At 50.5% G+C, this 26,904-nt stretch carries 22 protein-coding genes; 11 read left to right on the forward strand and 11 right to left on the reverse strand.

Annotated elements, in window-relative coordinates:
* Positions 1-6: 6 nt before the first annotated feature.
* The 9 genes from JTI85_RS16960 to tctD all read right to left on the reverse strand — a co-directional run bounded on the left by JTI85_RS16960 (position 7) and on the right by tctD (position 11,470).
* Complete coding sequence (locus tag JTI85_RS16960) at positions 7-996, reverse strand: glycosyltransferase family 2 protein (RefSeq protein ID WP_048212974.1); 990 nt, start codon at positions 994-996, stop codon at positions 7-9.
* Positions 986-2,371: a hypothetical protein gene (locus tag JTI85_RS16965; protein WP_061068415.1), complete on the reverse strand. Its 1,386-nt coding sequence runs from the start codon at positions 2,369-2,371 to the stop codon at positions 986-988. Before JTI85_RS16965 ends, JTI85_RS16960 begins: the two co-directional genes overlap by 11 nt.
* Entirely contained in the window at positions 2,368-3,579 is a 1,212-nt protein-coding gene (locus JTI85_RS16970) for a lipopolysaccharide biosynthesis protein (RefSeq protein WP_048212976.1), read from the reverse strand. Before JTI85_RS16970 ends, JTI85_RS16965 begins: the two co-directional genes overlap by 4 nt.
* A complete protein-coding gene (locus JTI85_RS16975) occupies positions 3,576-5,693 on the reverse strand; it encodes a polysaccharide biosynthesis tyrosine autokinase (protein WP_219351789.1) in 2,118 nt (705 codons plus the stop codon). Before JTI85_RS16975 ends, JTI85_RS16970 begins: the two co-directional genes overlap by 4 nt.
* A gap of 2 nt (positions 5,694-5,695) precedes the next feature.
* The gene (locus JTI85_RS16980) at positions 5,696-6,253 is read right to left on the reverse strand and encodes a polysaccharide biosynthesis/export family protein (RefSeq protein WP_048212978.1); all 558 of its coding nucleotides are present in this window, start codon (positions 6,251-6,253) and stop codon (positions 5,696-5,698) included.
* Between the two features lies 1 nt (position 6,254).
* Complete coding sequence (locus JTI85_RS16985; RefSeq protein ID WP_115643001.1) at positions 6,255-7,541, reverse strand: outer membrane beta-barrel protein; 1,287 nt, start codon at positions 7,539-7,541, stop codon at positions 6,255-6,257.
* The gene (locus tag JTI85_RS16990; RefSeq protein WP_061068418.1) at positions 7,531-8,946 is read right to left on the reverse strand and encodes an undecaprenyl-phosphate glucose phosphotransferase; all 1,416 of its coding nucleotides are present in this window, start codon (positions 8,944-8,946) and stop codon (positions 7,531-7,533) included. The genes JTI85_RS16985 and JTI85_RS16990 overlap by 11 nt, the downstream gene beginning before the upstream one ends.
* A gap of 450 nt (positions 8,947-9,396) precedes the next feature.
* The gene (locus tag JTI85_RS16995; protein ID WP_219351791.1) at positions 9,397-10,809 is read right to left on the reverse strand and encodes a sensor histidine kinase; all 1,413 of its coding nucleotides are present in this window, start codon (positions 10,807-10,809) and stop codon (positions 9,397-9,399) included.
* Positions 10,796-11,470 (reverse strand): transcriptional regulator TctD, encoded by a 675-nt coding sequence (tctD, locus tag JTI85_RS17000; protein ID WP_116360823.1) that lies wholly within the window; start codon positions 11,468-11,470, stop codon positions 10,796-10,798. The genes JTI85_RS16995 and tctD overlap by 14 nt, the downstream gene beginning before the upstream one ends.
* Before the next feature lie 153 nt (positions 11,471-11,623).
* On the opposite strand from tctD, the gene JTI85_RS17005 reads away from it, so the two are divergent.
* From JTI85_RS17005 to JTI85_RS17015, 3 genes are read left to right on the forward strand one after another with little or no spacing between them, the layout of a single operon-like run.
* Positions 11,624-12,601 (forward strand): tripartite tricarboxylate transporter substrate binding protein, encoded by a 978-nt coding sequence (locus JTI85_RS17005; RefSeq protein ID WP_061068421.1) that lies wholly within the window; start codon positions 11,624-11,626, stop codon positions 12,599-12,601.
* Positions 12,602-12,615: 14 nt separating this feature from the next.
* Positions 12,616-13,050 (forward strand): tripartite tricarboxylate transporter TctB family protein, encoded by a 435-nt coding sequence (locus JTI85_RS17010; RefSeq protein ID WP_105242189.1) that lies wholly within the window; start codon positions 12,616-12,618, stop codon positions 13,048-13,050.
* A 10-nt stretch (positions 13,051-13,060) separates the two neighbouring features.
* On the forward strand, positions 13,061-14,575 hold the full coding sequence (locus JTI85_RS17015) for a tripartite tricarboxylate transporter permease (protein WP_137346401.1): 1,515 nt from the start codon (positions 13,061-13,063) through the stop codon (positions 14,573-14,575).
* 91 nt (positions 14,576-14,666) lie between these two features.
* On the opposite strand, the gene JTI85_RS17020 is transcribed toward JTI85_RS17015, so the two are convergent.
* A complete protein-coding gene (locus JTI85_RS17020) occupies positions 14,667-15,563 on the reverse strand; it encodes a LysR family transcriptional regulator (RefSeq protein WP_048212985.1) in 897 nt (298 codons plus the stop codon).
* A gap of 98 nt (positions 15,564-15,661) precedes the next feature.
* On the opposite strand from JTI85_RS17020, the gene JTI85_RS17025 reads away from it, so the two are divergent.
* Entirely contained in the window at positions 15,662-16,267 is a 606-nt protein-coding gene (locus JTI85_RS17025; RefSeq protein WP_137364275.1) for a short chain dehydrogenase, read from the forward strand.
* Between the two features lie 52 nt (positions 16,268-16,319).
* Here the strand turns inward: JTI85_RS17025 and JTI85_RS17030 are convergent, their stop codons facing one another.
* Positions 16,320-18,494, reverse strand: coding sequence for an extracellular solute-binding protein (locus tag JTI85_RS17030; protein ID WP_061068424.1), 2,175 nt, complete (start codon positions 18,492-18,494; stop codon positions 16,320-16,322).
* A 334-nt stretch (positions 18,495-18,828) separates the two neighbouring features.
* Between JTI85_RS17030 and JTI85_RS17035 the strand changes: the two genes are divergently transcribed.
* The 7 genes from JTI85_RS17035 to gabT all read left to right on the forward strand — a co-directional run.
* The gene (locus JTI85_RS17035) at positions 18,829-19,653 is read left to right on the forward strand and encodes an MBL fold metallo-hydrolase (RefSeq protein WP_049002292.1); all 825 of its coding nucleotides are present in this window, start codon (positions 18,829-18,831) and stop codon (positions 19,651-19,653) included.
* A gap of 12 nt (positions 19,654-19,665) precedes the next feature.
* Positions 19,666-20,901: an MFS transporter gene (locus tag JTI85_RS17040; RefSeq protein WP_061068425.1), complete on the forward strand. Its 1,236-nt coding sequence runs from the start codon at positions 19,666-19,668 to the stop codon at positions 20,899-20,901.
* 31 nt (positions 20,902-20,932) lie between these two features.
* Positions 20,933-21,646, forward strand: a complete 714-nt coding sequence (locus JTI85_RS17045; RefSeq protein ID WP_003037218.1) for an MgtC/SapB family protein — start codon at positions 20,933-20,935, stop codon at positions 21,644-21,646.
* 239 nt (positions 21,647-21,885) lie between these two features.
* A complete protein-coding gene (glaH, locus tag JTI85_RS17050; protein WP_048212987.1) occupies positions 21,886-22,863 on the forward strand; it encodes a glutarate dioxygenase GlaH in 978 nt (325 codons plus the stop codon).
* 19 nt (positions 22,864-22,882) lie between these two features.
* On the forward strand, positions 22,883-24,151 hold the full coding sequence (lhgO, locus tag JTI85_RS17055; protein ID WP_172741815.1) for an L-2-hydroxyglutarate oxidase: 1,269 nt from the start codon (positions 22,883-22,885) through the stop codon (positions 24,149-24,151).
* Between the two features lie 23 nt (positions 24,152-24,174).
* Positions 24,175-25,623 (forward strand): NADP-dependent succinate-semialdehyde dehydrogenase, encoded by a 1,449-nt coding sequence (gene gabD / locus JTI85_RS17060; protein ID WP_115601604.1) that lies wholly within the window; start codon positions 24,175-24,177, stop codon positions 25,621-25,623.
* A 25-nt stretch (positions 25,624-25,648) separates the two neighbouring features.
* Positions 25,649-26,904: 4-aminobutyrate--2-oxoglutarate transaminase (gabT, locus tag JTI85_RS17065; protein ID WP_219351793.1), on the forward strand; the 1,256-nt coding region annotated here is incomplete at its 3' end.

Raw genomic sequence — 26,904 nt, forward strand, 5'->3', positions numbered from 1 at the left:
CCCCGGTTATTCATGAATGATTTTATTGCTGGGCGGAGTCAGCGGATCGCGTACCGGATAAAAAATACCTTTGATCAACCCCGCTGAACGTACGATTAAATTAATAACGCTTTGCAGCCCATCTGTTAACGAGCGGTTTTGCACAATCTTCAACAAGGCAAATGCCAGTAAGGGTAGAAGCGCAACGGCAAACACGTTGATATTAAAGGTGAGCAGCGCAACAAATAAGAGAATAAGGTAGAGCGCAAATACCGCCTCATTCCTCACGATGTTGAATGACTGGGAAAACCAGGGTTTCCCCCAACTACAACGCAAAAGCTCACCCGGAGCCTGGTAATAACCGCTGGTCCAGCGGCGCGCCAGCATCTTAAACGTCGACAGCGTGTGTGACGTATGGCTGAAGTAAGGAATATCCAAACGCCGCAGTTTATAACCCGCTTCGATTAAACGCAGACCCAGCTCAGCTTCTTCATAAGCGTGCAAATTACGGTTGGTCAGATAACCAATTTTTTCAATTGCCGACCGACGATACAGTCCACCGCCTCCCAGATGATCGCTATCGCCAAGAGGATAGATTTTATTGATCCGCTGCTTACGAGACTTAAACTCATAGTTAACGGCATCATCCATTTCGACGGTACCGGCCACCCCGGCATAGTCCGGTTCCGCCTGCAAAAAGGCAACAGCCTGGTCAATGAAGCCATCTTCCAGCTCCATATCTCCATCCATCAGCAATAAATATTCCCCTTCGCTGTACAGATAGCCCAACTGATGGCCCACCCCACAACAGCGATCGCCTGGATCGGTGAGCGACACTACCGTAACGCCTTTATTGGCTGCCAACTGCTGGGTGTTATCTGTCGACAGACTGTCAGCCACAATAATTTTATGCGGATACCCGACCAACTGACGTCGAATGCTGTCGATCGTTTTCTCAATACCTTTAGATTCGTTGAGCGTCTTAATACTCACTGAAATAAATGGCTTATTGTCCATACCATCCCCCTGCACTGCGAAGTACGGTTCGACGAATCACTAAGCTCGCCCCCAGCGATAAATAGAACAGGAACTGTAACATCGGCGTAATCATCAATATCTGGCTGTAAGGTAAGCTGATTAAACAACTGATAGCGAAAGCGTTAAACGCGGGCGCAAAGCTCAGTAACTGCAGATCCTGTTTATCCAGCTGTTCAAGCATCAATACTGGTTTTGGCTGACATACTTTCAGAATATAAATAAACAAGCCAATAAACAGCAGCGTGCCAATAATGCCAACTTCCCACAGCAGCATACTCAGCGCAGTCGAGTCTAAAATCAGGTTATAGATAATGTTCAAAAACCCAGGGGAGACCGTACTACCACTGTTTGTGGCATTAAGCCCATAGCCAAATAATGTGCCCGACAGTCCCCATAGATCGTTATTTTTTAACCAGAACAGAAACGTTGTGAAACGCCCCAACTCTCCGGTCGACATGATGTAGTTCGGATCAAAGATATAGCTCAATGAATCAATAAAAATGCTTAATGAGCCTTTTGTCGGATCGCTGCCAAAAGCGGAAGAGTAGTACCAGGCCAGTATCATAATCGACAGGCCGATGAGCACCAGCATTCCTGCCACAATGATAAATAACGTCTTCAGGTTTACCTTACTGACATCTTTAACATAGCTCGGCGATATCCACACCCATGCAAGAAATATCGGTGACAGCAGGATGACAAACTTGACCTCGCCAATGATGCATAACCCTATTCCAAGGATGATATGCAGCGCTGCGGATTTAAACGTCGTAAGCCCATGCTTATATTCAGAGAGTTTCAGCAACATAATTAACAGGCAAAATAACCCCATCGCCGCCGTATTGCCGCCACCCATTGGGTCTCCGCCGAATGTTCCGACCACGGAGTCCCATTTTTCATCTTCCCCGCGTACGGCCACACGCTGAGGAACAACCAGCAAAACCTGATAAATCATCACCGGGATTTGCGCATAGAACACCCAGTACAGATAGCGCGTCGCCCGATATATCTGCGATTCACGGCAAAAACCTAACAGCAAACAAACCATCACCAGTGATAACGCGATTTCGTTTTTGAAGGCCACAATTGCCACGGTGACCCCGCCCTGAATCAGGGTCGATGTTCCCGCCAGCACCAGAAAGGAAAAATACAGCGCAAGGATAATGGTTTCCTGTGCATCCAGACGCAGCGCCCCATCTCGCGTCTGCATCACCAGTAATCCCACCATCAGCAATGTCAGGAAAAACGGGATCCACAACACAGACTGCATGCCGGTGAAATACTGCACCAGACCACACAGGATCAGCGTTATAAAGGTGTAGACCTGTAAATAATTTCCGGTATTCAGTGTCATGGCGTCACCGGCTTGTTTTTCAGGAGATTGGCCCGCTTGTTCATTTTCAGGTAAATGAACGCATAGCGAATAAATGTCAGTGAAGAGAACAATATTACTGACGCCGCATAATCATGGTAAAAATAGGGAACGACCACAAACGCCAGTAGCACAATCGCCAACTGTTCAAGTTGGATACGCAGAAAATAGCGGTGCGAGCCAAAAATAAGCTCAATCACCGTTAAAGGACTTATCGCCAGCGCCGGGAACAAATAGGGCAGCATGTAGCGCGACGTCTCAATGGAGTTAATCCAGTCTTCGCTAAAACCCAGGCGCATCACAATGGGATAGAAAATAAAGACGCCTAAGGTACAGACAACCCCCAGCACTAGCAGCAGCATACGCACCTTCGTATACTCCTGATAATTGAAGGTGTTATTTCTAAAGTCGATGGACCATTTAGAAAAAATGGTATTGCGTACCGCGTTGCCGATAATCACTACCGGTGCCAGACAGAACCGGCTTACAACGGAAAAATACCCCGCCGTCAGCGCCGAAAACCAGAAGTTAATCAGCATAATAGGCAAGTTACTGCTCGCCATTGCCAGCACCTCAGCACTACCAACTTTAGTGATATGATGAATATTCTGTTTAAAAAATCGTAAATTACTTGCCGGGCGCAAATGCTGCGACGTCACCGAACGAATATCAAACGAATGAAAAATACAGCTAGTGGTCAGCAAAATCATGGCGCAGGCCCACGACCAGTAAAATGTCTGTACCTGGTGCGTGAGCAGTACCGAGAGCACCACCACCACGGAGACAGAAATACGCTGAAAGATTAGAAAATAAAAGTTGGCTGTCCGCAGCGATAAGTTTTCCGATATTAACGCCCACGCCGTTGAAAGCGTCAGCAAATAGAGAAACAGTATGTTCTGGTGAAACAACCACGCGGTCAGGACGGCATACGGTAACGCAATGAGCGCGCTTTGCAGCAAACAGAACACCACATTTTGCGCCAGCTCGTCATCCTGCTGTTTGGGAATCAACAACTGGGAGGCAAAGGTACACACCTGAGCCCCCACCACCGCGATACTGTAGTTGAGCGCATACAGCCCAACCTCTGCCATATCGTACTTATGTGAGATCAACCAGATAGACAGCGCACCAATCAGCTGCGAAACGACTGATGAACTGGCTATCGTAGAAGCGCTCTTCAGTAAACTCATACACGACCTGGCGTAGTCATCAGTTGGTCAGTATTGAAGTTCAATGAGCGCAACCCTTCCTGCGTTTCAAGGTTTTTTTCTTCGACCGCATTCAACACTGCGCCAATCACCACGCCCTGATTATCCTCAATCTTATCCAGTGCGCTGGCGATATTCTCCGCAGAACCGGTCCCGGCTTTCACGATGAAGATAACCCCATCAACGGCTCGTTTGATCAGTTGGATATCCTGACTTTGATTCACCGCTGCAACGTCAATAATAATGCGTTGATACTGCGACTTCAGTTCGCGCATCACGGGTTCAACGCGCTCTGACGACAGCATCAGTAAAGAGGAAATGGTCGTCTTACCGTGGGGAATGAAATCAAGATTTTCAGTGATCTTAACCCGTACTTTTTCTAGCGGAGCCTCTCCCTGCAACAGCTCCGCCACACCAGCAGAAGTCGCTGATGCCAGTTCAGAAGACAGGCCGTTGGTATTGAAGAAATCAGCATCAATAAGCAACGTTTTCTGATCGAAGCTGAATGAACTGGCCAACAGATTCGCCAACAGGGAGCGCCCTTCACCCTGCTCCGCCGAAGTAATAGCGACCGTCTGCAGCGATCGATTATCCAGCATAATTCGGGTGCGAATACCGTGGATGATATCGGCATTCAGCGGGTTCTTCAGTATCATATCCCGAACCTGCGCGCGTCCCGAAGTGCCGGTAAACCGACGAATTTCGCCCAATGGCTCGACATTGAGACGTTTCTTCAGACGGCTCAGGGTACTAATTGAATTATCCATTGCCGCTTTGACGATGAAATACATGATGCTGAATACCACAACCAACATCACCACCATCACGAGCAGCAACGATTTATTCGGCTTAGACGGCTTTAACGGGGGAACGGCTGGATCATACAGCACCGCATCCGCATTAACCCCGGACAGCGACAATTCCTGAGTCCGCTGATAAAGCGTCTTATACAGATCTTCCATTTTATCTAACGCCAATTTTTGGCTGTTCCAGGCATCCCGTTTTGATGCCATCTTCTGGAAGATCTCTTTTTGCTCAGCAACCTGCTGCTGGTAATTCTTTTCATCGGCCAGCGCAGCCAAATACTGCTGACGTAAGCCAAGTTTTAACTCACCCAGTACCCGACCCGTTTGATTTTGGATTGATTGCACATCGGCTTCTGCTTTTAAAATATTGGCACTTTTAGGCCCATACACTTTGCGCAGTTCCGACAACGTGCGCTGCGCCTGAATCAGCGCAATGCGTAAATCCTGAATTTGCGCATGATCAGAAACTGATGGCAGCGAAATGATATCGCCTGAAGATTTCCCTCGGCTATTTACTTCATTATAAACAGACTCCGCGGCGACACGGCGTTGGGTCGCATCGGCAAGACGGTTGGTCACAATGCTTAACTGCTCTGTTTCAAAACCATCAATACCACGGAAGGTCAGCAGCCCAGAGTTTTTCAGGTAGCTATCCATTTCCTCTTTTTGTTTCGCTATCGATTTCTGAATCTCTTCCATTTTTTCAAAGTTGAGATTGCGAGCCTGCTCTGCTTTCAGACGCTTTTGTTCTACCGTGTAGTTGATAAAGGCCTGAGCGACGCCATTGGCTATCTCAGCTGAAAGTTGAGGCGATGAAGATTCATAAGAAATAGAGGCCAGATTAGTGGTACGGATACCGATGACCTTCAGATCTTTCGACAATGTTTTCAGCGCCTGATCAACCCTCAGTTGCTGATCTTCACTACCAGAGCCAGGCTTCACCCCGGTAAAATCCGGGTTTTCATCCAGCTTCAGATCGCGGACCGCCTGCTCGAGGATAATGCGTGACTGCATCAGCGCATATTGCGTTTCGTAATATCCACTACGCGTTGAATCAAAACCATCCACCTGTGGAAACGGCGAAACGTTATCAGCTTGTGCCTTAATCAGCACCGTCGCCGTCGAGACATATTTTGATGACATCATGCTGATCAAGGGATACGCCACTACCCCGGCAATAATGCCGGCCAGCGCGATTTTCCAGGCATTCTTTTTCAGTTCTTTGGCAAAGCGGGAGAAATCGACGGAGTTTTCTCGTTGCTTGCCGTTTTCCACTATAGATAGTTTCATCGTTAGAAGAACCCCATGCCAATAATCACGACATCCCCAGGACGAACAGAGTGCGTTAAATCAACATTCTCAAGTAGCTGATTACTACCGGAGAGACGAATGTTGATATCTTTGCGATCTGCACGGTCAGTAAATCCCCCCGCCTGAGCAATAGCTTTCTCTACGGTAAGTCCCGGCTCCCAGGCGAATCCATTCGGGCTTTTTACTTCCCCTGACACGTAGAATTTGCGGAACTCGGCAAGACTCACGGTCACCATGGGATTAACCATGTACCCATTGCGCAAGCGTTGAGTTAATTCAATATTCACCTGTTCTGGTGTTTTATCTTTTAAACCCAGCACGCCGATATAAGGGAAGTTTATTGTTCCACTCTTATCCACGATAAATTTCATCGTCATTTCGGGTTCCCCGTAAACAACGATATTGACAGTATCCCCCGCCCCAATTCGGTAATCCTCTGCCACCGCAGCAGGATCGTCCATTAATGGTGGCCTGGACGTTGTGCATCCGACCAACAGGATACTGAATAGCAAAAACGCGCACAGTTCTATTATTTTCATTTTAGATCTGAACCTTAGCTTTAAGCATAATCATAGAATTATCATAACCCAACGTTCTAATGACTTCCTTACTGTCGTCGGGACCGATATAAAACGAATCAGTATCCTTATTTGAATTCAAGGTATCTAATTGATATTTAATCTCAAAATTGACAGACGGCGTGTAGTCATAGCTCATGGTTACACTAAATACACCATTTTTATCATGTCGATCCTTGTTCTGTTTTTTATAGTCTTCCGTGGTGTATGAGTAGTCCAGCAAAGTAGAAAAACGATTGCCCAGCCAGAAATGCTGGTAAGAAATCCCATACTCAGTCACTAAGATATACCCCCCAACTTCCGAGGGATCTTTAATACTTTGAGCAGAATGGGCGGTGAAGACTGACTGATTTAACGGCTTCCACTCCCCCTTTATATCCCAGTTTAGACCATTAAAATCACTCGAGTTTGCGGCATTTTCAAATGTTTTGTACAGCCATGAAATATTCATGTCGACGTTGGTTTTCCCCGTCAACTGCGATTTCAGACCGTAAAGCAAATAGTATTCATTACTGTCTTTTTCTGAGTTGTTATCATAGTGACGCTGATTAGTAATAAAACTATAGCGAAAGCGCGTTCTGGAGGTGTATTGGTCAAAAATTTCAGCCACCAGACTATTTTCATGCCATTCCTGCTGCTGAATATAATTGTAAAAATCCGGGCTGGTATCCTGCACATCCGAGGTATTCCCGAACGTCAGTTTTTTATATAACAGTGCCAGTTCCGCTTTGCCGCGTCCATCTGGTGCGCCATAGCTATAGCGCAACTCACTGTTGATAAAATTATTCGTCAGCGGAGAGTTAATTCCATACTGGCGGAACTGGTTCGGCAAAAAGCCCTCTGTGATATCTCGGCCGCGAGATTCATGCCCAATTGAATCTTCCAGATTCAGGGTTAAGCCGTGCATTTGCCCATAACGCCAGGCACCGTTAAAACGGAAAAAATGGTCGTTATAGTTATCGGCAGAATCGCTTGAGTAGTTACGATAATCGCCTGAATACATTAGCAAATACTTATCCTGTCCGCGCTCACCGACCATACTAAACACAGGTGCCGCGCTCTGGAACGCTGAACCTATCGCATCGCGGTTATGGGGCTGATAAGTTACGTTATCATCATAACCGTAATCCACAGCAGCTTGGCCCTGGAAGTCGATCCCCGCAAAGCCAATGTGTGATTTCGGCGTTAGATCAGCCCATGCGGACTGCGATATCACGATTCCGGTAATAACTATTAATTTAGTATGCATTCTTACCGACAAATCCTTTGAAAATAGTTTTAATAATAATTTTTATATCCAGCCATAACGACCAGTTTTGAATATATTCAATATCATACTGAACGCGCTTTTCCATCTTATAAAGTGCATCGATTTCCCCACGGAAACCGTTAATCTGCGCAAGCCCGGTGATCCCCGGCTTAACTTTATGGCGGATCATGTAATTTTCGACCTGTTTGCGGTACTGTTCATTATGCGTAACCGCATGAGGTCTGGGACCGACAATAGACATACTTCCCTGCAATACATTAATGAATTGCGGGAGTTCATCAAGAGAGGTGCGTCGCAAGAAACTACCAAATTTTGTCACGCGCGGATCATTCTTAGTGGCCTGGATAACCGTATCGGAATTCTCCATAACTCGCATCGAGCGAAATTTCCATACCTTAATTTTTTGTCCGCTCAGGCCGTATCGATCTTGTTTGAAAAACACCGGACCACGGGAGGTAAGTTTAATACCAATAGCAATCGCTAACATCAGTGAGGAGATCATCACCATAATGATACTACCGAGAATCAGGTCTTCCGCACGTTTAATAAATGAACCGGCCCCTTCAAACGGTGAGCTAAAGATGCCAATGGTTTGCAGGTTGTGGATCGAGCGCAGCTTGGACATATTGTTACTGTAGGTATAAAAATCAGGAACAATATAGGTATCTACCGTGGTATCCGACATCATGGCCAAAAAGTGACGAATACGATGTAATGCCACCATCGGCAATGCGATATAGATCTCGTCGATATTCCCTTGCTTAGCCTCTTCAACCAGATTAATGACAGGACCGCGAAAGGGACTTTTTATCTTATCCACGATATCACCACAGCGGGACAACGCGCGTTCATCATAAAAAGCCAAATCTAATTTGATATTGGAGTATTCAGCTATCAATGCATTTTCTGCTGCCACGCCGTTGTCGGTAAGACCAATAATCGCCACACGAATGTTTTTTTTCGTTGAATATTTAAAAATGAAAAAACGAATAAAATAAAGAAAAGGTAAAGGAATGAAATACCAGTAAACAATAGGGGATAAAAATGACGGTGTCAGACTTGTCAGGTATCCAAGTGACTCCGGTTCGGCCACCGTCATGCTGATCACTTCGTTGAACGAGATCGCCAGCAGCGTACAGAAAAGCAGCCGTTTTTGGTTACGTATGCCGATGGTTTTTATCTTCTGCTGGTACATTTTTGTGTATTCAGCAAGCAACAGGAAAAACACTGAGAAGAGGATGCTCAGAATGACAATGGTCTTAAACGGCACCATATTTAACAGATGGGCGCTAAAAATTAATGTAATATTGATTACAATAAAATCGACCAGTTTTAAAAAGACTGGATATCCTTGACTGCTAATCTTTAGCGAATTTTTAAGCATATCTCAGCCCATTATTTATTGATATTTAATTGTTTTTTTCTCTTTTCATGTTGCTAATTATATCACAAGTCTAAAAAACGCAATGGTACATTGTCAGTAAATGTAAAAAATAATGTTGACTAGTGTGACTATCACCCACGTTCCATTTATATCATTATGATTTTTATCATTAATTTTTGAATGAACGTTTTATCACCACCGCCAAAAAAGATGAGAATTTACAACACAACCGTTATTGACAGATAGCATTTCGTAGACTATGAAAAGCCGTTATATGTATGACGAATAGCATAAATCGTTTCTCTTTTTCCCCTAAATAGCCGTTGAAATTGATTAACTGCACCGCAATACAAATAAAATCAATAAATCACTTTCCGTTATTATTAATAATGATCGGCTTTCTTATCTGTAATTTTCTTAAGAATAATCTGCACCAGTGAAATAAAGATATCAGTTCGTGATGCTTAAAAATCGTACTCGTACGCTCAGTCCTCCTAACGTATCGCTGCGCGACAACTGCGGGTGTGTACGGTGTAGACGCGCAATATCGTTGACCAGAGCCAGGCCTATCCCTGCCCCCGGGACGTTGCCGACGTTATCCAGGCGATGAAAGGGCTGTAACGCCTGATGCACCTGTTGTGCATCAATACCTGGCCCGCTATCTTCAACCACCAGCATCACAGCTTCTCCCTCGCACATTAAACGCGCCGTCACCACGCCCTGCGTTGGCGTATATTTCAGCGCATTATCCAGCAGATTTCCGCACAGTTCACCGAGTAGCACCTCATCCCCTTCAATCCACAGCGCCTCCTGCTTCCCTTCATAGCCCAGATCGATCCCTTTACTACGCGCCTGCGCCAGTCGGGTAAAACAGCTGGTTTGCACCACCTCATACAGATTAACCGGCGAGAAATGCCTTTCCCCTTGCTCTTTACGCTTCACCGCTGAAAGCTGTAACAACCTTTCCGTCAGCTGAATAGTGTTATCCAGCGTTGAACTCATCGCCTGTAAGCTTTCATACCATTGCTGCGGTTGCGGGCTCGCCAAAGCCACTGCCGCCTGCGTTTTTAGCACTGCCAGTGGTGTTTTGAGCTGATGGGAAGCATCTGCGCTGAAGCGTTCCTGGCGGGAGATAAGCCCTCGCAGTCGATCGATATAGCGGTTGAACGCGACAATCAGCAAACGGGTTTCCGACCACGGCAGCAGCTCAGGCAGCGGCGTCAGTAGCCCCGGCTCACGACGCACCATCAGCGAAGACAGCTGGCGCATCGGGCGTAACACCCGGCGCAGCAGCCAGCCGACCAGAACCAAAGTGAGCAGCACCAGCAGCCCTTGCGAAACCCACGAGGAAAACAGCAGCTGTCGCGCCAGATAGCGCCGCGATTGCAGCGTTTCGGCGACATAAATTTCAGCCATGCCGACAATACCGCCCTCATTGACCGGCTGGAGCAGGCGTGCCACGCGGATCGCCTCACCGCGATATTCCGTGTGATAAAACCACGCTAACGCCGGATACAGCCGGGTACGCGAGGTCGCGGGCGGCATGGCCGGTAAATCGTCATAACCCGAGATAACCTTCCCCGCCGGATCGACCACCTTGTAATACAGCCTGTCGTTCATGTTCAGTTCAAAGCTGTCCAGTACCACCCACGGCACGTTGACTTCCAGGTGTTTATTGCGCACCACCAGCCGCTCAGAAACCGTTCTGGCCGATGAGAGCAGCGTCCGGTCATACGCCTGCGTCGCGGCCTGTAATGCGCTAACGTAGCTGTTAAACGCCGAGAGTCCCCACAGCAACAGCAGCGGTAGCCCCAGAAACATCAGCAGTTGCAGGTACAACGACTGGGGCTTAACCCACCTCATCGCAGCGTTCCAGCACATAACCCAGGCCACGCAGCGTGGCTATACGCACGTCGCTCCCTTGCAGTTTCTTCCGCAACCGATGGATATACAGCTCAATGCTTTCGGGGCTGACCTCATCGCTCAAACTGAACACCTGCTCAAACAACTGTTGACGTGAAACCGGACGCAGTCGACGGTACATCAGGACTGTCAGCAGGGCCTGCTCACGCGGCGTAAGCGCCAACGGTTGTCCTTGCAACAGAAAGTAACCTTCATCATGAAACGCTAACTCCCCCAGTTGCTGTATCCCTTGCACCTGGCCTGCGCTACGCCGCAGCAAGGCCCGCAGCCGGGCATCAAGCTCTTCAAGCTCAAACGGCTTAGCCAGATAATCATCGGCCCCGACGTTCAGTCCCTTCACCCGATCGGCTACCGCGCTGCGCGCCGTCAGCAACAAAACCGGCAGCGTCTGCCCGCGTTTGCGTAGGCGCTGGACGACTTCCAGACCATCCAACCCCGGCATGTTGATATCCAGTACCGCCAGCGCGTAGGTTTCACTGTGTAAAAGATGATCGGCCGACTGGCCATCAAACACGCAGTCAACGGCAAAACCGTTTTGCACCAGCGCTTTCTCCAGCCAGTGAGCTAACTCACGGTTATCTTCCGCTAATAAGAGACGCATATCACATCCTGTAAAGTTTCTGCCGCATTGAAAGGGAATTGAAAGGTTAATGTTTTAACAATCACGCAACCGAACTGCTACACATCGGCTCACATAATCACAAAAATCTTCTTCCGTACCCGAAAATCCGGTTTTCCGGCGTGAGGATAAACAATGAAAAAACAATTACTTCGTACCCTTACTGCAAGCATTTTATTGATGAGTACTTCTGCTTTAGCCGAACAAGCGCCATCGCGCACCGAATGCATTGCTCCGGCAAAACCCGGCGGTGGGTTCGACCTCACCTGTAAGCTGATTCAGGTGAGCATGATGGAAACTGGCGCCATCGAAAAACCGATGCGCGTGACCTATATGCCCGGTGGCGTGGGTGCCGTGGCCTATAACGCTATCGTCGCGCAACGTCCTGCCGAAGCCGGAACCGTCGTGGCCTTCTCCGGCGGCTCCCTGCTAAATCTGTCGCAAGGTAAATTCGGCCGCTATGGCGTCGATGACGTGCGTTGGCTGGCAAGTGTAGGCACTGACTACGGCATGATTGCCGTGCGTAGTGATTCCCCCTGGAAGACGCTGAAAGACCTGCTGACTGCCATGGAGAAAGATCCCAACAGCGTGGTGATTGGCGCGGGTGCTTCTATCGGTAGCCAGGACTGGATGAAGTCGGCGCTGCTGGCGCAAAAAGCCAACGTTGATCCGCACAAAATGCGCTACGTCGCCTTTGAGGGGGGTGGCGAACCGGTGACCGCGTTGATGGGCAATCACGTCCAGGTGGTTTCCGGCGATCTCAGTGAAATGGTGCCCTATCTCAGCGGCGACAAGATCCGCGTACTCGCGGTGTTCTCTGATGAACGTCTGCCGGGCCAGTTAGCCAATGTCCCTACCGCCAAAGAGCAGGGCTATGACCTTGTTTGGCCGATTATTCGTGGCTTCTACGTTGGGCCAAAAGTGAGCGATGCGGATTACCAGTGGTGGGTTGATGCCTTTAATAAGCTCCAACAGACCGACGAATTTAAAAAGCAGCGTGATCTGCGTGGCCTGTTCGAGTTCAACATGAGCGGTAAGCAACTCGATGACTACGTGAAGAAACAGGTCACCGATTATCGTGAGCAGGCAAAAGCCTTCGGTCTGGCGAAATAAGCCCGGGGGCAAAGATGATGAGCGATCGTATTTTCGCGGGTATCTGGCTGTTGCTCTGTATAGCCGGGCTGTTCGTGGCCTGGCAAATCAGCAGCGAATACAGCTATGAACCCGTTGGGCCGCGTCCCTTTCCGCTTGGCATTATTAGCTTGATGCTCTTGTGTGCCGTCGCGCTGCTGTTGCGCCACCCGGACACCATCAGTTGGCCTCGCCGCCACGTGCTGCAAAAGTTGCTCACGATGGTGATTGTGCTGCTGATGTACGCCTGGGGGTTTGAATGGTTGGGCTTTCCCATTGCCACTGCCATTCTCACCGTGGTGATTGGCATGCTGTTCGGCGCAACCATCCCGGCAGCGGGCATTTCCGGTTCGGTTCTCGGCATTCTGTTGTGGTACGCCTTCGACCGACTGCTTGACGTCACCTTACCACTCGGCGCCTGGCTGGGTTAACGGAGAAACGATGGATACCTGGATTTATCTTTCTCAGGGTTTCGCAGTGGCGATGACGCCGGAAAACCTGGTTATTGCCTTGATCGGCTGCTTTGTCGGCACCATCGTTGGGTTGCTGCCGGGCCTGGGGCCGATCAATGGCGTGGCGATCCTGCTGCCGCTGGCCTTCGCTTTGCATCTCCCTGCGGAATCTGCGCTGATCCTGTTGGCGACTGTTTATATCGGCTGCGAGTACGGCGGGCGCATCTCCTCTATCCTGCTCAATGTTCCTGGCGATGCGGCAGCCATTATGACCGCCCTTGACGGCTATCCAATGGCCCAACAGGGACGCGGCGGCGTGGCGCTTTCTATCTCAGCGGTCAGTTCTTTCTTCGGTTCGCTTATCGCTATCGGCGGCATCATTCTGTTTGCCCCGGCGTTAGCACAATGGTCGCTGTCATTCGGTCCTGCAGAATACTTTGCCTTAATGGTCTTCGCCATTGCCTGTCTCGGCAGCATGATGGCGCAGAACCCACTGAAATCATTTCTGGCAGCGCTTATCGGTCTCGGACTCGCGACCGTCGGCGTAGACGCCAACACCGGGGTTTATCGCTTCACCTTTGACAGTGTTCATCTCTCCGACGGTGTGCAATTTATCGTGGTAGTGATTGGGCTGTTCTCTGTCTCAGAAATATTATTAATGCTGGAACATACCAGCAGTGGCCAAACGCTGGTACGTAAAACGGGCCGTATGCTGTTCAATGCCAAAGAAGGTATGCAGTGCGTAGGCACAACGCTGCGCTCATCGGTGATTGGCTTTTTCGTCGGCGTCCTGCCCGGCGCAGGGGCCACCATAGCCAGTGCTATCACCTACATGACCGAGAAGAAGCTCAGCGGCAACAGCGACAGCTTTGGCAAGGGGGACATTCGTGGTGTTGCCGCACCTGAGGCGGCCAACAATGCCTCGGCCTGTGGCTCGTTTATCCCAATGCTGACGCTCGGCGTACCAGGTTCGGGCACCACGGCGGTAATGATGGGTGCGCTGACGCTGTACAACATCACGCCAGGCCCGGCAATGTTCACCGAACAACCGGATATCGTCTGGGGACTGATCGCGGCGCTGCTGATTGCCAACGTGATGCTGCTGGTGATGAACATTCCGTTAATCGGTCTGTTCACCCGCATGCTGACCATTCCGCTGTGGTTCCTGGTTCCGGCCATTGCGGCGGTTTCGGCGGTCGGCGTGTATGCCGTCCACAGCACGACCTTCGATCTGGTACTGATGGTCGGTCTCGGCGTACTGGGATACATTTTGCGTAAAATGCACTTCCCGATGTCTCCGTTAATTCTCGGATTTGTGCTCGGGGAAATGCTGGAGCAGAACCTGCGTCGCGCCCTGTCCATCAGTAATGGCAGCATGGATATTCTGTGGGCCAGCGGCGTGGCGAAAGTCCTGCTGGTGATGGCGGTCATGGTTATCGTTATCCCGCCAGTACTGCGCCTGATCCGCAAACGCAACAATAAGCCGCAGGTGGACATCGGCTAACAAATTGCCGGATGGCGGCGCTATTGCGCCCTATCCGGCCTACAATTTGGCTCGGTTGTAGGCCGGATAAGCGCAACGCCATCCGGCATTTTTATTTTCCGCGCAGCCCCAGCGTTCCTTCCAGCACATGTTCAACAAACTGCGTCAGCTTGGGCAGTGGACGCAAATCCTGGCGCCACAACAAATGAATTGGCCGCGGCTCTGGCGTAAACCCCTCCAGCACCCGGACCAGCCGACCATTCGCGAGCTCTTCTGCCAATAAAACCTCTGGTTGTAACAGCAGCCCGGCTCCCGCTACCGCCGCCATACGCAGGCCGTGGCCATCATTACAGCGTAGAATCGCATCACGTTTCCACCTGACCTCACCCGCCACACCCGGCAGTTTCCATTCATTACGTGCCGTCCACACGGTATGCGACAAACACAGATGATCCACCAGATCCACGGGCGTTCGAGGAGTGCCGTATCGGGCAAGATAGTCCGGCGACGCACAGATGGCCATACGGTACGGACACAGATATTTCGCCACCACATCCGTCTGATGAATATCACCAATACGTATCGCCAGATCGACCCCTTCATCGACCAGATCCACCATTCGGTTAGTCAGATCTAACTCAATGCGTACCTCTGGCCAGGTTTGCAAAAAACCCGCGGCCAGCGGCGAGATAACACAGGCGCCAAAAGACGTGGGCGCGCTGATGCGTAGCGTCCCTGCTGGTGCCAGCCGCAGACGCTCTACCGAACGTTCGGCTATCGATACCTGCTCCAGCACGCGACGGGCTTCTTCAAAATAGACGCGCCCGGCGTCGGTCAGACTCTGACGGCGTGTGTTACGTTCCAGCAGACGCGTACCGAGCTGCGCTTCCAGCAGGGCGATATATTTCCCCACCATCACCGCAGATATCTCCAGTCGCGTTGCCGCGCCGGTAAAGCTTCCACTTTCCACCACCGCGATAAACGTTTCCATGCTGCGCAGCTTATCCATATTGCAAACCTTTGGTTAGTAATCATCTAACTTTTAGCCAGTTTATCTGATTTCATTTTCATTAAAGAATAGCGGCTCACACTATTGCGGAGGTGGTTATGAAAATCGTCATTATTGGTGCCAGCGGTACAGTGGGTCGTGCAGTCACAGAGACGTTGAGCCGTAAACATGAGGTTATCCGCGTGGGCCGCACGCAGGGTGATTACCAGGTCGATATCACCTCACAAGAGAGCGTACAGGCGCTATTTGAAAAAACAGGACGCGTGGATGCGATTGTTTCCGCCACCGGCAATCTGTTCTTTGGCCCGCTATCAACGATGACCGACAGTGAATTTAATCAGGGCCTGCAGGATAAGTTGTTAGGCCAGGTGCGTCTGGCCTTAACCGGGCAACATTACCTGAATGATGGCGGTTCCATTACGCTTATCAGCGGCATTATCGCCCATGAGCCCATTGCCCAGGGGGCAAATGCGGCAGCGATCAATGCCGGGCTGGAAGGATTTGTGCGCGCGGCTGCCTGTGAGCTGGAACGTGGTCAGCGTATTAACCTGATAAGCCCAACCGTACTGAGTGAATCTGCTGAAGCCTACGATGGATTCTTCCCAGGCTTTGAAAGCGTGCCAGCGGCAACTGTGGCCAACGCTTACCGCCGCAGCGTGGAAGGCATCCAGACCGGGCGCATTTATAAAGTGGGTTACTGTTAACCGCTTTTTCTCGCCTCTTACGTCATCAGTAAGAGGCGAGGAGTCGCATATTTCAGGCCCCCGTTTCGTTTCTGATCCGCGCATTGATGTATTCCACGGCCTGCGTGACGTCCATAATGCCGTTAATCGCATTCGTCACGCCTTGCCCGATAATAATCTCTGCCTGTCGCAGGTTAAAAGACTCACCTTTACTTCCCTGAGACTCCCGTATTCCCGTCATGCCTTTTTCATTCAGTAAATTAAACCACGGGTAGAGATTGAGAACATTTTGATCGTGACATATTCCAGACCAGGCGCTGTTGCCCCCCAATAGAACCAGATGGCGCGAAATTTCATCGGAATAAAGCCAATGAAAAAACTGCTCAACCTGTTTTTTCTTCTTACTGTAGCGAGACATTCCAATAGAGCCACCGCCCAATTGTGGAAGCTGCCCCGGAACGGGAGCATAGCCGATCGTGGGGGCGATGGTCGTATGCGCAACATCGTTAAACAAATTGAGATACATAATCAGCATGGCGAGATTTCCACGCTCAAACTGTTTAACCGCATCACTCCACCACTCACCAGGGAGATTCACGGCGATAGACAACTGGTGCAGATATTCTTCGAGTGCAGCGGCAGCAAGCGAAGCATCAAGTTGTACCGGCTCGCCCTCACGCACCAATCGTCCCCCTAACGCGTAGTAACGCAGCAAGTACTCAGTGGCGATAAGTCCTGAACTGCCCAACGTCACCGCCGTGCCCATCGGGCGCTGTCTGTTTTCTGGCTGATGCAGTTGACTAAAGAAAGCGGCAATCTCATCAAATTGTGCGAAATTCTCTGGTAGCGTTAACTCTTTTCCTGTTGATTCATAAAACATCCGTTTAATCGTCGCATCTTCAAACAGATCTCGTCGATAAAACAGAAGCTGCATACTGGCATCAAAGGGAATTGCCCACGCAGTCCCATTCACCTGGCTGAAGTGCTGCTTAATTTGCTCAGAGAAGTTATCCAGCAATAACGGGAGCTCGGGGGAGACCGACTCCAGCGGCAATAATGCTTTTTCTGCAAACCAGGGAAAACACGCCATATCGATTCGCAGTAAATCGTAATAAGGGTGCAGGTGAAGATGAGAGAGAATTTCAAAAACCTCATCATACGGATAAACCGCAAGATTAACCTTAATACCGGTCTGGCGATAAAAGTGAGGTAACAGTTTCTTCAGCGCATCGGTCGAAGGGCTGGGCAAAATTAACATATTCAGCGTCGCCTCCGTCTCATGAGGCGGAGCGTATTGTCCATTCCAGGAAAAACCGCAATTCGTCAGAATACGGTGCTTCTCTTTACTTTTGGGTTGGCGAATACATGAAGCAATAGTTGTCCCCAGGCGGGCATAATCCATCTGATAGCTGGTGATTCCATCAAAAGATGCAGGAAGATTATCACTCAGTTGTACTATCGGCGGGCAGGACTGAGAACTCCCAAACCAGGACGCTTGCGTCAACGCACGCGTCTTCTCACTGTCCTGAACAATAAACAGATCGGGTATCGCCCCCCGGAAAAAGTCAAACGCGACGGTGTTAACTTCACTGGCATGCGCAGGTATAACCGTAAGCTTTGTGTGCGGACTTAACTCCCGGCATACCTTCTGTATCGCTTGAGTAAAGCGTGCGCTGTGGGCAAATTCCAGCGGTTCGCAGAAAACACCAATATGACCAGGCTGCTGCACCAGTGCCTTTCTTGCGGTTTCTTCCCCTGCGGTCACATAGTCAAGGCTAAAATAACAAACTGCACCGGCTGGCTGGCGATACGCAAAAAACACATTCTCCGGGGAGAGCCTGAGCATATCGTAATAGGGCTGGCTGTTGACCAGGCAACTCACGGTGACAATAGCCTGGTAAGACTTTGCCGCCAGTGTTTGCAAAATATCCAGTTCCAGATTGGGCAAATCATTAGTCAGGTAAAGATCAACCGGTTCGCTGAGTGAAGGTTGCCAGGCCTGGTGTAATCCCCGATAAAGTTGATAGTAACGTTCCGCATTGATGTCAGGCAGAATCAAGGCCACTCCCTGACTTTTGCTGGCTCTCAATGATTGCGCCTGCGCATTCAACTGATAGCCAACTTCTCGGGCCGCACGTTGAACCGCTTCAATCTTCTCAACGCTTACATTTCCTCTGCCATTGAGCACATTCGAGACAGTCCCATGCGACACACCGGCAATTCTTGCTATGTCTTTGATAGTTGGCATTTTTACATCCTTCCCCTGATGCTTTGATGCTAGCACGGCGCTCATCAGGAAACTATCTTCAGCAAGATAATTTGAACGTTACAATATTAAAAAGTGCATTTTATCAACACATTCTTATAACCACCTCTCAACCCCATATAGCACGAAGACATGAATCAAAAATTACAACCACATGAAATATAAAAATAAACCAATAAATTCTTGAAGAGGATCACTTCTACAACAAAAGATCGTTGTTGCCTTGAAGTCGCAGGATGATAATTGACACGTTCCAATTACGTTTCATTACATTTTCGTTCAAAAAACAACACTCTGTTTTGATCAAGAGGGAAACATGAATATTCATTTTCTGGGAACCGCGGCATCCGAAGGGATACCCAATCCTTTTTGCCGTTGTGAGCACTGTCAGCAAGCCCGTATTCGTAAAGGCAAAGACATACGCACGCACTCCTCAGCGATCATCGACGATGAACTGTTGATTGATGTCGCGCCTGAATTCACTCAGCAACTGCTGCGAGATGGCCTGGACGCAACAGAGATCAAATCGCTGCTGTTCACGCATACACATCCCGATCATTTCAACGTCGGCGATCTTTTTAGCCGAATGGAAGGGTACGGATTTGAGATTACTCATCCGTTGCACATTTTTGGTAATGACCGTGCGATTAACGGCGCGGCACAAGTGTTACCTGGCTACAGCGCAGAAAGATTTGCCTTTCATTGCCTGGTTCCCTTCGTAACCGTTGAAACCCGCGGATACCGAATCACTCCACTGCTGGCGAACCATGCCAAATGGGAGCTTTGTTATACCTGGTTTATCGAAAAAGACGGTCAGTCAATTTTCTATGGACATGATTCGGGCTGGTTCCCTGAACTCACCTGGCAATGGTTGAAAGGGAAAAAGATCGATTTAACGGTGCTGGAATGTACCTACGGTTTTAATGGTGATAACCGTACAAATAACCACATGAGTCTGGAAACTGTTTTCGCCGCCAGAGACAGGCTTGCAGAACTGGGCTGCCTTGAGAAAAATAGCCAACTCATCGTCTCGCATGTCTCACACAGCGGCGGTCTACTGCACGACGATCTCGTGGCGGCGTGCGACAAAGAGAACATTCTTGTCGCCTGGGATGGGCTTAACCTGAGCATCAACCAATAAAGGATATGCAATATGGACCTGAATAAAACACCACGCCTGCTGGTTATGATGTTCATACAATATTTCATGCAGGGCGCCTGGAATATGACCATGGGACTGGTATTAAGTACCTATGGTATGGCGACCATTATTGGCTCATCTTATGCTTTGCTTGGTCTGGCGACCATTCTTTCGCCACTCTTTATTGGCATGGTAGCCGACCGTTTCTTTTCGTCACAAAAAGTCATGGCGATCCTGCATTTAATTAATGCTGGCGTACTGTTGTTTGTTCCACAATTTATTGAGGCACAAAACACGGGTATGACGTTGACCATGATCTTCCTGGTTGGTCTGCTGTTTTATCCAACAACGGCGCTGGCTAACAGCATCAGTTTCAGCCACATTAACGGGGTGAAATACTTCCCCTTTATTCGTGTGTTCGGCACATTTGGCTTTATGGTCATCGGTTTTATTATTGGTGAAATGGGCTATTCCGGAAATACCATCACCTGGTATATTGCGTCAGCCTCCGGTGTCGTGCTCGGCCTTTACTGCTTTACGTTGCCAAACACCCCACCGAAAGCAAAAGGAAGCGTATTTACACTCCGCGATCTGTTATGTCTGGACGCTCTGGCACTCTTCAAGGACCGCAGTTTCTCGGTTTTGATGCTCAGTATTTTTGTCCTGATGATCCCCAAAACAGCTTATTCCGCCTATATCCCGGTCTTTTTAAAAGCGCTTGGATTCGATAACGCCGCGTCAATGATGCAGGTCGGCATCGCCTGTGAAGTCATTTTTATGTTCCTGCTCTCGTTTTTCTTACTGAAAGCCGGCTTCAAAATTACTCTCATGTTGGGCGCCGTTTGCTGGATCATCCGCACACTGTTGTTTGCTCATGCCTCGCTGGATGCCAACATGATGTTTGTGCTGATCGGTCTGATGTTGCAGGGATTCTGCTGGGACTTCTTCTTTACCGTGGGCGACATTTATGTTGACCGTAAAGCCGCGCCAGAGATTAAAGCCCAAGCCCAAAGTTTACGATTCATCGTCTCCAACGGCGTCGGTTTGCTGTTTGCCTCTACCGTATGCGGGCAAATCTTTAACAACACCGTGACGGAACAAGGCCCACAGGCGTTACCGCAATGGGAAACATTCTGGCTGGTTTCAGCAGGCGTTGCCGCAGTGGTCAGCGTATTCTTCCTGATATTCTTCCGGGACGATATTTCAAAACGCAAAGCAGACCTCCCATTGAAAAAAGCAAACTCCTGATCGTTAAAGACTCTTTCATTAAGGTAATTGCATGAATAATCTGGCCGCCATCATCAATGAGCAAGGATTGTTGCCTTTAACTACGATCATCAAAATCAGCATTGCATTTATTCTGGGTGGCATTATTGGCCTGGAAAGAGAATCGAAAGGGAAACCGGTCGGCTTCAAAACTTGCGTTATTTTATCCGTAGCCAGCTGTGTGTTAACTGTCGTATCAATACAATCTGCGGAATACTATGCTGAAATTTCGATGAACATCCGTAGCGATCCTATGCGCCTGGCGGCTCAGATTATCAGCGGCGTTGGTTTTCTCGGTGCGGGAGTCATTCTGCACCGACACGACGATGCTATTTCTGGTCTCACTACTGCGGCAATTGTCTGGGCATCTGCTGGGGTGGGAATCACCTGTGGAGCCGGTTTTTATTTTCATGCTTTTTTTGCCACGGCTTTATTTTTATTGGCAATCAAACTAAGCCCGTTCATTATTTTCTTACAGACTAAAAACCAGTTTCCCGGAAAAGTAAAAGTCCGGGTTATTCTTGATGAACGCGATGCACTCGAAAATCTGATAACCCGCATCCATCAGCAGAAAAACATTATTGAAAACATAACGATCAGGGATATTAAGAAGGGTAAAATTGAGGTTAATCTCAAAATCGTAATTCGTAAGAAGATGACCTTGCCCGACTTGTACCACGATCTCACCCATGTTGAACACGTCTGCGCTATCGCCCTTGAACATTAAGAGACTTTACTTTCCACTTTAAAATCAGGGGGTTTTACCCCTGAGAAAACCGTTCTATCCCCACTTCGCTTTAAATCCCTACCTTTTTCAATGTTAAATATTTGTTGTTTTTGATCACAAATAGTAAACAAACAAGCTCATTCTGTGCGCGTTTTTCAAAAATGTAGATATTTTTAATTTATGGCTACGAAACGAGCTGCGCCATATCTCCCTGACAATCTACTGAGAGGAACGATTTGATGAACGCACTGACTGCCGTAAAACCGAACGCTGAAGATCCAGCCCAGCACTACAGCGGTTTCACGCTGAAACCATCAGCCCAGTCCCCACGCCTGCTGGAGCTGACTTTTTCCGCTGAGACCACTGAGCAATTTCTGCAGGCCGTGGCGCAGTGGCCGGTACAGGCCCTGGAATACAAATCTTTCTTGCGCTTCAAAGTCGGCAAAATCCTCGATGACCTGTGCGGCAATCAGTTGCAGCCTCTGTTGCTGAAAACGTTGCTCGATCGTGCCGAAGGCGCACTGCTGATCAATGCCGTGGGCGTGGATGATGTAGCGCAGGCGGAAGAGATGGTCAAGCTGGCCACGGCGGTAGCGCATCTTATCGGACGCTCCAATTTTGATGCGATGAGCGGTCAGTACTATGCGCGCTTCGTGGTAAAAAACGTTGATAACTCAGACAGCTATCTGCGCCAGCCGCACCGTGTTATGGAGCTACACAACGACGGAACCTACCTCGAAGAGATCACCGACTATGTGCTGATGATGAAGATTGACGAGCAGAACATGACCGGCGGTAACTCGCTGCTGCTGCACCTTGACGACTGGGAACATCTGGATCAGTACTTTACCCATCCGCTGGCGCGTCGCCCCATGCGCTTTGCCGCGCCGCCAAGCAAAAACGTGAGCCAGGACGTGTTCCATCCGGTATTTGACGTTGACCAGCAGGGTCGTCCGGTGATGCGCTACATCGACCAGTTCGTCCAGCCAAAAGACTATGAAGAAGGCGTCTGGCTGAGCGACCTGTCCGACGCGCTGGAAACCAGCAAAAGTATTATTTCCGTACCGGTTTCAGTGGGTAAATTCCTGTTGATCAACAACCTGTTCTGGCTGCACGGTCGCGATCGTTTCACCTCGCACCCAGACCTGCGCCGCGAACTGATGCGCCAGCGTGGCTATTTCGCTTACGCGACAAACCACTACCAGACTCATCAGTAAGCGCGAAGGAAAAAAGCGGATGTATGATTTTGTGATTATTGGCGGCGGCATTATCGGCATGTCGACCGCCATGCAACTGATTGATGTCTATCCGGACGCCAGAATCGCGCTACTGGAAAAAGAGTCCGGCCCGGCCTGCCACCAGACGGGCCACAACAGCGGTGTCATTCATGCCGGGGTCTATTACACCCCCGGCAGCCTGAAGGCGCAGTTTTGCCTGGCCGGAAATCGCGCCACAAAAGCCTTTTGCGACCAAAACGGCATCCGCTATGACGTCTGCGGAAAGATGCTGGTCGCCACCTCAGAGCTGGAAATGGAGCGGATGCGCGCGTTATGGGATCGCACTGCCGCTAACGGTTTAGAGCGCGAGTGGTTAAACGCCGAAGAATTGCATGAGCGTGAGCCAAACATTACCGGGCTGGGCGGGATTTTTGTCCCGTCGAGCGGGATCGTCAGCTACCGCGAAGTCACCGCCGCGATGGCGAAGATTTTCCAGGCCAAAGGTGGCGAGATTGTTTATAACGCCGAAGTCAGCGCGCTGAAAGAGCATGCGACGGGCGTGATTGTCCATACCCGTCAGGGCCAGGAATATGAGGGCGCGACGCTGATTACCTGCTCAGGCCTGATGGCCGATCGGCTGGTGAAAATGCTTGGCATCGACCCCGGATTCATTATCTGCCCGTTCCGCGGCGAATATTTCCGCCTGGCGTCAGAACATAACCAGATAGTTAACCATCTGATCTACCCGATCCCCGATCCGGCGATGCCGTTTCTCGGTGTTCATCTGACCCGGATGATTGACGGCAGCGTCACGGTCGGCCCCAACGCCGTGCTGGCATTTAAACGTGAAGGCTACCGTAAGCGTGACTTCTCGCTCAGCGATACGCTGGAGATCCTCGGCTCTTCTGGTATTCGCCGCGTGCTGCAAAACAACCTGCGATCCGGGCTTGGCGAAATGAAGAACTCGCTGTGCAAAAGCGGATATTTGCGGCTGGTGCAAAAGTATTGCCCGAGCCTGACGCTTAACGATCTGCAACCGTGGCCTGCGGGCGTGCGGGCACAGGCGGTATCACCTGATGGCAAGCTAATTGACGATTTTCTGTTTGTCACCACGCCACGCTCAATTCACACCTGTAACGCGCCTTCTCCGGCGGCAACATCGGCAATCCCTATCGGTGCACATATTGTCAGCAAAGTTCATGCGCTGCTGGAGAACCAGAGTAATCCCGGACGCACGCTGCGTGCGGCACGTAGCGTGGAGACATTACACGCCGCATTCACCCGTTAACCTTTTTAAGACAGGAAGCAATTATGCAACTTAACGATCCCACCTTGTTTCGCCAGCAGGCACTGATCGACGGCCACTGGCGTGACGCCAACAGCGGCGAGACCCTCGCGGTGACCAACCCCGCCAACGGTCAGAAATTAGGTAGCGTACCGAAAATGGGGGCGGATGAAACCCGCGAAGCGATTAACGCCGCGAATCGCGCCCTGCCCGCGTGGCGGGCGCTAACCGCCAAAGAGCGGGCCAACATCCTGCGCCGCTGGTTCAACCTGATGATTGAACATCAGGACGATCTCGCCCGTCTGATGACCCTGGAACAGGGCAAACCGCTGGCGGAAGCCAAAGGCGAAATCACCTACGCCGCTTCCTTTATTGAGTGGTTTGCCGAAGAGGGCAAACGCATTTATGGCGATACGATCCCTGGCCATCAGGCCGACAAACGCCTGATCGTCATCAAGCAGCCGATCGGCGTTACCGCCGCGATTACGCCGTGGAACTTCCCGGCGGCGATGATCACCCGCAAAGCCGGTCCGGCGCTGGCGGCAGGTTGCACGATGGTGCTTAAACCCGCCAGCCAGACGCCATTCTCCGCGCTGGCGCTGGCAGAGCTGGCTAATCGCGCCGGGATCCCGGCAGGTGTTTTCAGCGTGGTGACCGGTTCTGCGAGCGCGGTCGGTAATGAGCTGACTGGCAACCCGCTGGTACGCAAGCTGTCGTTTACCGGCTCAACCGAAATTGGCCGTCAGTTAATGCAGCAGTGCGCCAAAGACATCAAAAAGGTATCGCTGGAACTGGGCGGCAATGCGCCGTTTATCGTCTTTGACGATGCCGATCTTGATAAAGCCGTGGAAGGCGCGCTGGCCTCGAAATTCCGTAACGCCGGGCAAACCTGCGTCTGCGCCAACCGCCTGTACGTTCAGGACGGCGTGTATGAGCGTTTTGCCGAAAAACTTCAGCAGGCGGTGAGCAAACTGCATCTCGGCGATGGTCTGCAACCAGAGGTCACTACCGGACCGCTGATCGACGATAAAGCGGTTGCCAAAGTGCAGGAACACATCGCCGATGCGCTGGATAAAGGCGCGCGCATTATCGCGGGCGGTAAACCTCATGCGCTCGGCGGTAACTTCTTCCAGCCCACCATTCTGGTGGATGTGCCTGACAACGCGAAAGTCGCCAAAGAAGAGACGTTTGGCCCACTGGCGCCGCTGTTTCGCTTTAAAGATGAAGCGGACGTCATTGCTCAGGCCAACGACACCGAATTTGGGCTGGCGGCCTACTTCTACGCCCGAGATTTAAGCCGCGTCTTCCGCGTTGGCGAAGCGCTGGAGTACGGCATCGTCGGGATTAATACCGGCATCATCTCAAATGAAGTTGCCCCGTTTGGGGGAATCAAAGCCTCCGGTCTTGGCCGTGAAGGATCAAAATACGGCATCGAAGACTACTTAGAAATCAAATATATGTGTATCGGCCTTTAATAAAATAAATACTGGAGAACACCTGATGAGCACCAACAAAGAACTCATGCAACGTCGCAGCAACGCCGTTCCCCGTGGCGTAGGCCAGATCCATCCAATTTTCGCCGAGCGTGCAGAAAATTGTCGGGTCTGGGACGTTGAAGGCCGTGAATTCCTCGATTTTGCCGGCGGTATTGCAGTGTTGAATACCGGGCACCTGCACCCGCAGATCGTCTCTGCGGTAGAAGCGCAGTTGAAAAAGCTGTCCCATACCTGTTTCCAGGTACTGGCCTATGAGCCATACCTGGAGCTGTGCGAAATCATGAACAAGAAAGTGCCGGGTGATTTCGCCAAGAAAACACTGCTAGTCACCACCGGCTCCGAAGCGGTGGAAAACGCGGTAAAAATCGCTCGCGCCGCCACCAAACGTACCGGGACCATCGCCTTTAGCGGTGCTTACCACGGCCGTACCCACTACACCCTGTCGCTGACAGGGAAAGTGAACCCATACTCTGCCGGAATGGGGCTGATGCCGGGCCACGTGTATCGCGCGCTTTACCCGTGCACGCTGCACGGCATCAGTGACGACGATGCTATCGCCAGCATTCACCGCATTTTCAAAAACGATGCCGCGCCGGAAGACGTCGCCGCCATCGTAATTGAACCCGTTCAGGGCGAGGGGGGTTTTTACGCCGCTTCTCCTGCTTTTATGCAACGTCTGCGCGCCATTTGTGACGAACACGGGATCATGCTGATTGCTGATGAAGTACAGAGCGGTGCGGGCCGCACCGGTACGCTGTTTGCCATGGAGCAGATGGGCGTTGCGCCCGATCTCACCACCTTCGCCAAATCCATCGCCGGCGGCTTCCCGCTGGCAGGCGTGACCGGTCGCGCCGACGTCATGGACGCTATTCCACCGGGCGGTCTGGGCGGTACCTATGCCGGTAACCCAATTGCCTGTGCCGCCGCGCTGGCGGTACTGAACATTTTCGAGCAGGAAAATCTGCTGCAAAAAGCCAACGATCTGGGGCAAACCCTGCGTGAAGGCCTGCTGGCTATTGCGGAAACCCACCGCGAGATTGGCGACGTACGCGGGCTGGGCGCGATGATTGCTATCGAACTGTTCGAAGATGGCGACCACACGAAACCAGACGCTAAACTGACCGCCGAAATTGTCGCGCGTGCGCGTGATAAAGGGCTAATCCTCCTCTCCTGCGGACCGTACTACAACGTGCTGCGCATCCTTGTCCCGCTGACCATTGAAGATGCGCAAATCCGCCAGGGGCTGGACATTATCGCTCA

Origin of the sequence: Citrobacter sp. Colony219, assembly GCF_019382635.1 — a bacterium.
Lineage (GTDB): Bacteria > Pseudomonadota > Gammaproteobacteria > Enterobacterales > Enterobacteriaceae > Citrobacter > Citrobacter youngae.

Coding starts and splice junctions, on each gene's coding strand:
- JTI85_RS16960 (WP_048212974.1), bottom strand. CDS start 996: ATGGACAATAAGCCATTTATTTCAGTGAGTATTAAGACGCTCAACGAA.
- JTI85_RS16965 (WP_061068415.1), bottom strand. CDS start 2,371: ATGACACTGAATACCGGAAATTATTTACAGGTCTACACCTTTATAACG.
- JTI85_RS16970 (WP_048212976.1), bottom strand. CDS start 3,579: ATGAGTTTACTGAAGAGCGCTTCTACGATAGCCAGTTCATCAGTCGTT.
- JTI85_RS16975 (WP_219351789.1), bottom strand. CDS start 5,693: ATGAAACTATCTATAGTGGAAAACGGCAAGCAACGAGAAAACTCCGTC.
- JTI85_RS16980 (WP_048212978.1), bottom strand. CDS start 6,253: ATGAAAATAATAGAACTGTGCGCGTTTTTGCTATTCAGTATCCTGTTG.
- JTI85_RS16985 (WP_115643001.1), bottom strand. CDS start 7,541: ATGCATACTAAATTAATAGTTATTACCGGAATCGTGATATCGCAGTCC.
- JTI85_RS16990 (WP_061068418.1), bottom strand. CDS start 8,946: ATGCTTAAAAATTCGCTAAAGATTAGCAGTCAAGGATATCCAGTCTTT.
- JTI85_RS16995 (WP_219351791.1), bottom strand. CDS start 10,809: ATGAGGTGGGTTAAGCCCCAGTCGTTGTACCTGCAACTGCTGATGTTT.
- tctD (WP_116360823.1), bottom strand. CDS start 11,470: ATGCGTCTCTTATTAGCGGAAGATAACCGTGAGTTAGCTCACTGGCTG.
- JTI85_RS17005 (WP_061068421.1), top strand. CDS start 11,624: ATGAAAAAACAATTACTTCGTACCCTTACTGCAAGCATTTTATTGATG.
- JTI85_RS17010 (WP_105242189.1), top strand. CDS start 12,616: ATGATGAGCGATCGTATTTTCGCGGGTATCTGGCTGTTGCTCTGTATA.
- JTI85_RS17015 (WP_137346401.1), top strand. CDS start 13,061: ATGGATACCTGGATTTATCTTTCTCAGGGTTTCGCAGTGGCGATGACG.
- JTI85_RS17020 (WP_048212985.1), bottom strand. CDS start 15,563: ATGGATAAGCTGCGCAGCATGGAAACGTTTATCGCGGTGGTGGAAAGT.
- JTI85_RS17025 (WP_137364275.1), top strand. CDS start 15,662: ATGAAAATCGTCATTATTGGTGCCAGCGGTACAGTGGGTCGTGCAGTC.
- JTI85_RS17030 (WP_061068424.1), bottom strand. CDS start 18,494: ATGCCAACTATCAAAGACATAGCAAGAATTGCCGGTGTGTCGCATGGG.
- JTI85_RS17035 (WP_049002292.1), top strand. CDS start 18,829: ATGAATATTCATTTTCTGGGAACCGCGGCATCCGAAGGGATACCCAAT.
- JTI85_RS17040 (WP_061068425.1), top strand. CDS start 19,666: ATGGACCTGAATAAAACACCACGCCTGCTGGTTATGATGTTCATACAA.
- JTI85_RS17045 (WP_003037218.1), top strand. CDS start 20,933: ATGAATAATCTGGCCGCCATCATCAATGAGCAAGGATTGTTGCCTTTA.
- glaH (WP_048212987.1), top strand. CDS start 21,886: ATGAACGCACTGACTGCCGTAAAACCGAACGCTGAAGATCCAGCCCAG.
- lhgO (WP_172741815.1), top strand. CDS start 22,883: ATGTATGATTTTGTGATTATTGGCGGCGGCATTATCGGCATGTCGACC.
- gabD (WP_115601604.1), top strand. CDS start 24,175: ATGCAACTTAACGATCCCACCTTGTTTCGCCAGCAGGCACTGATCGAC.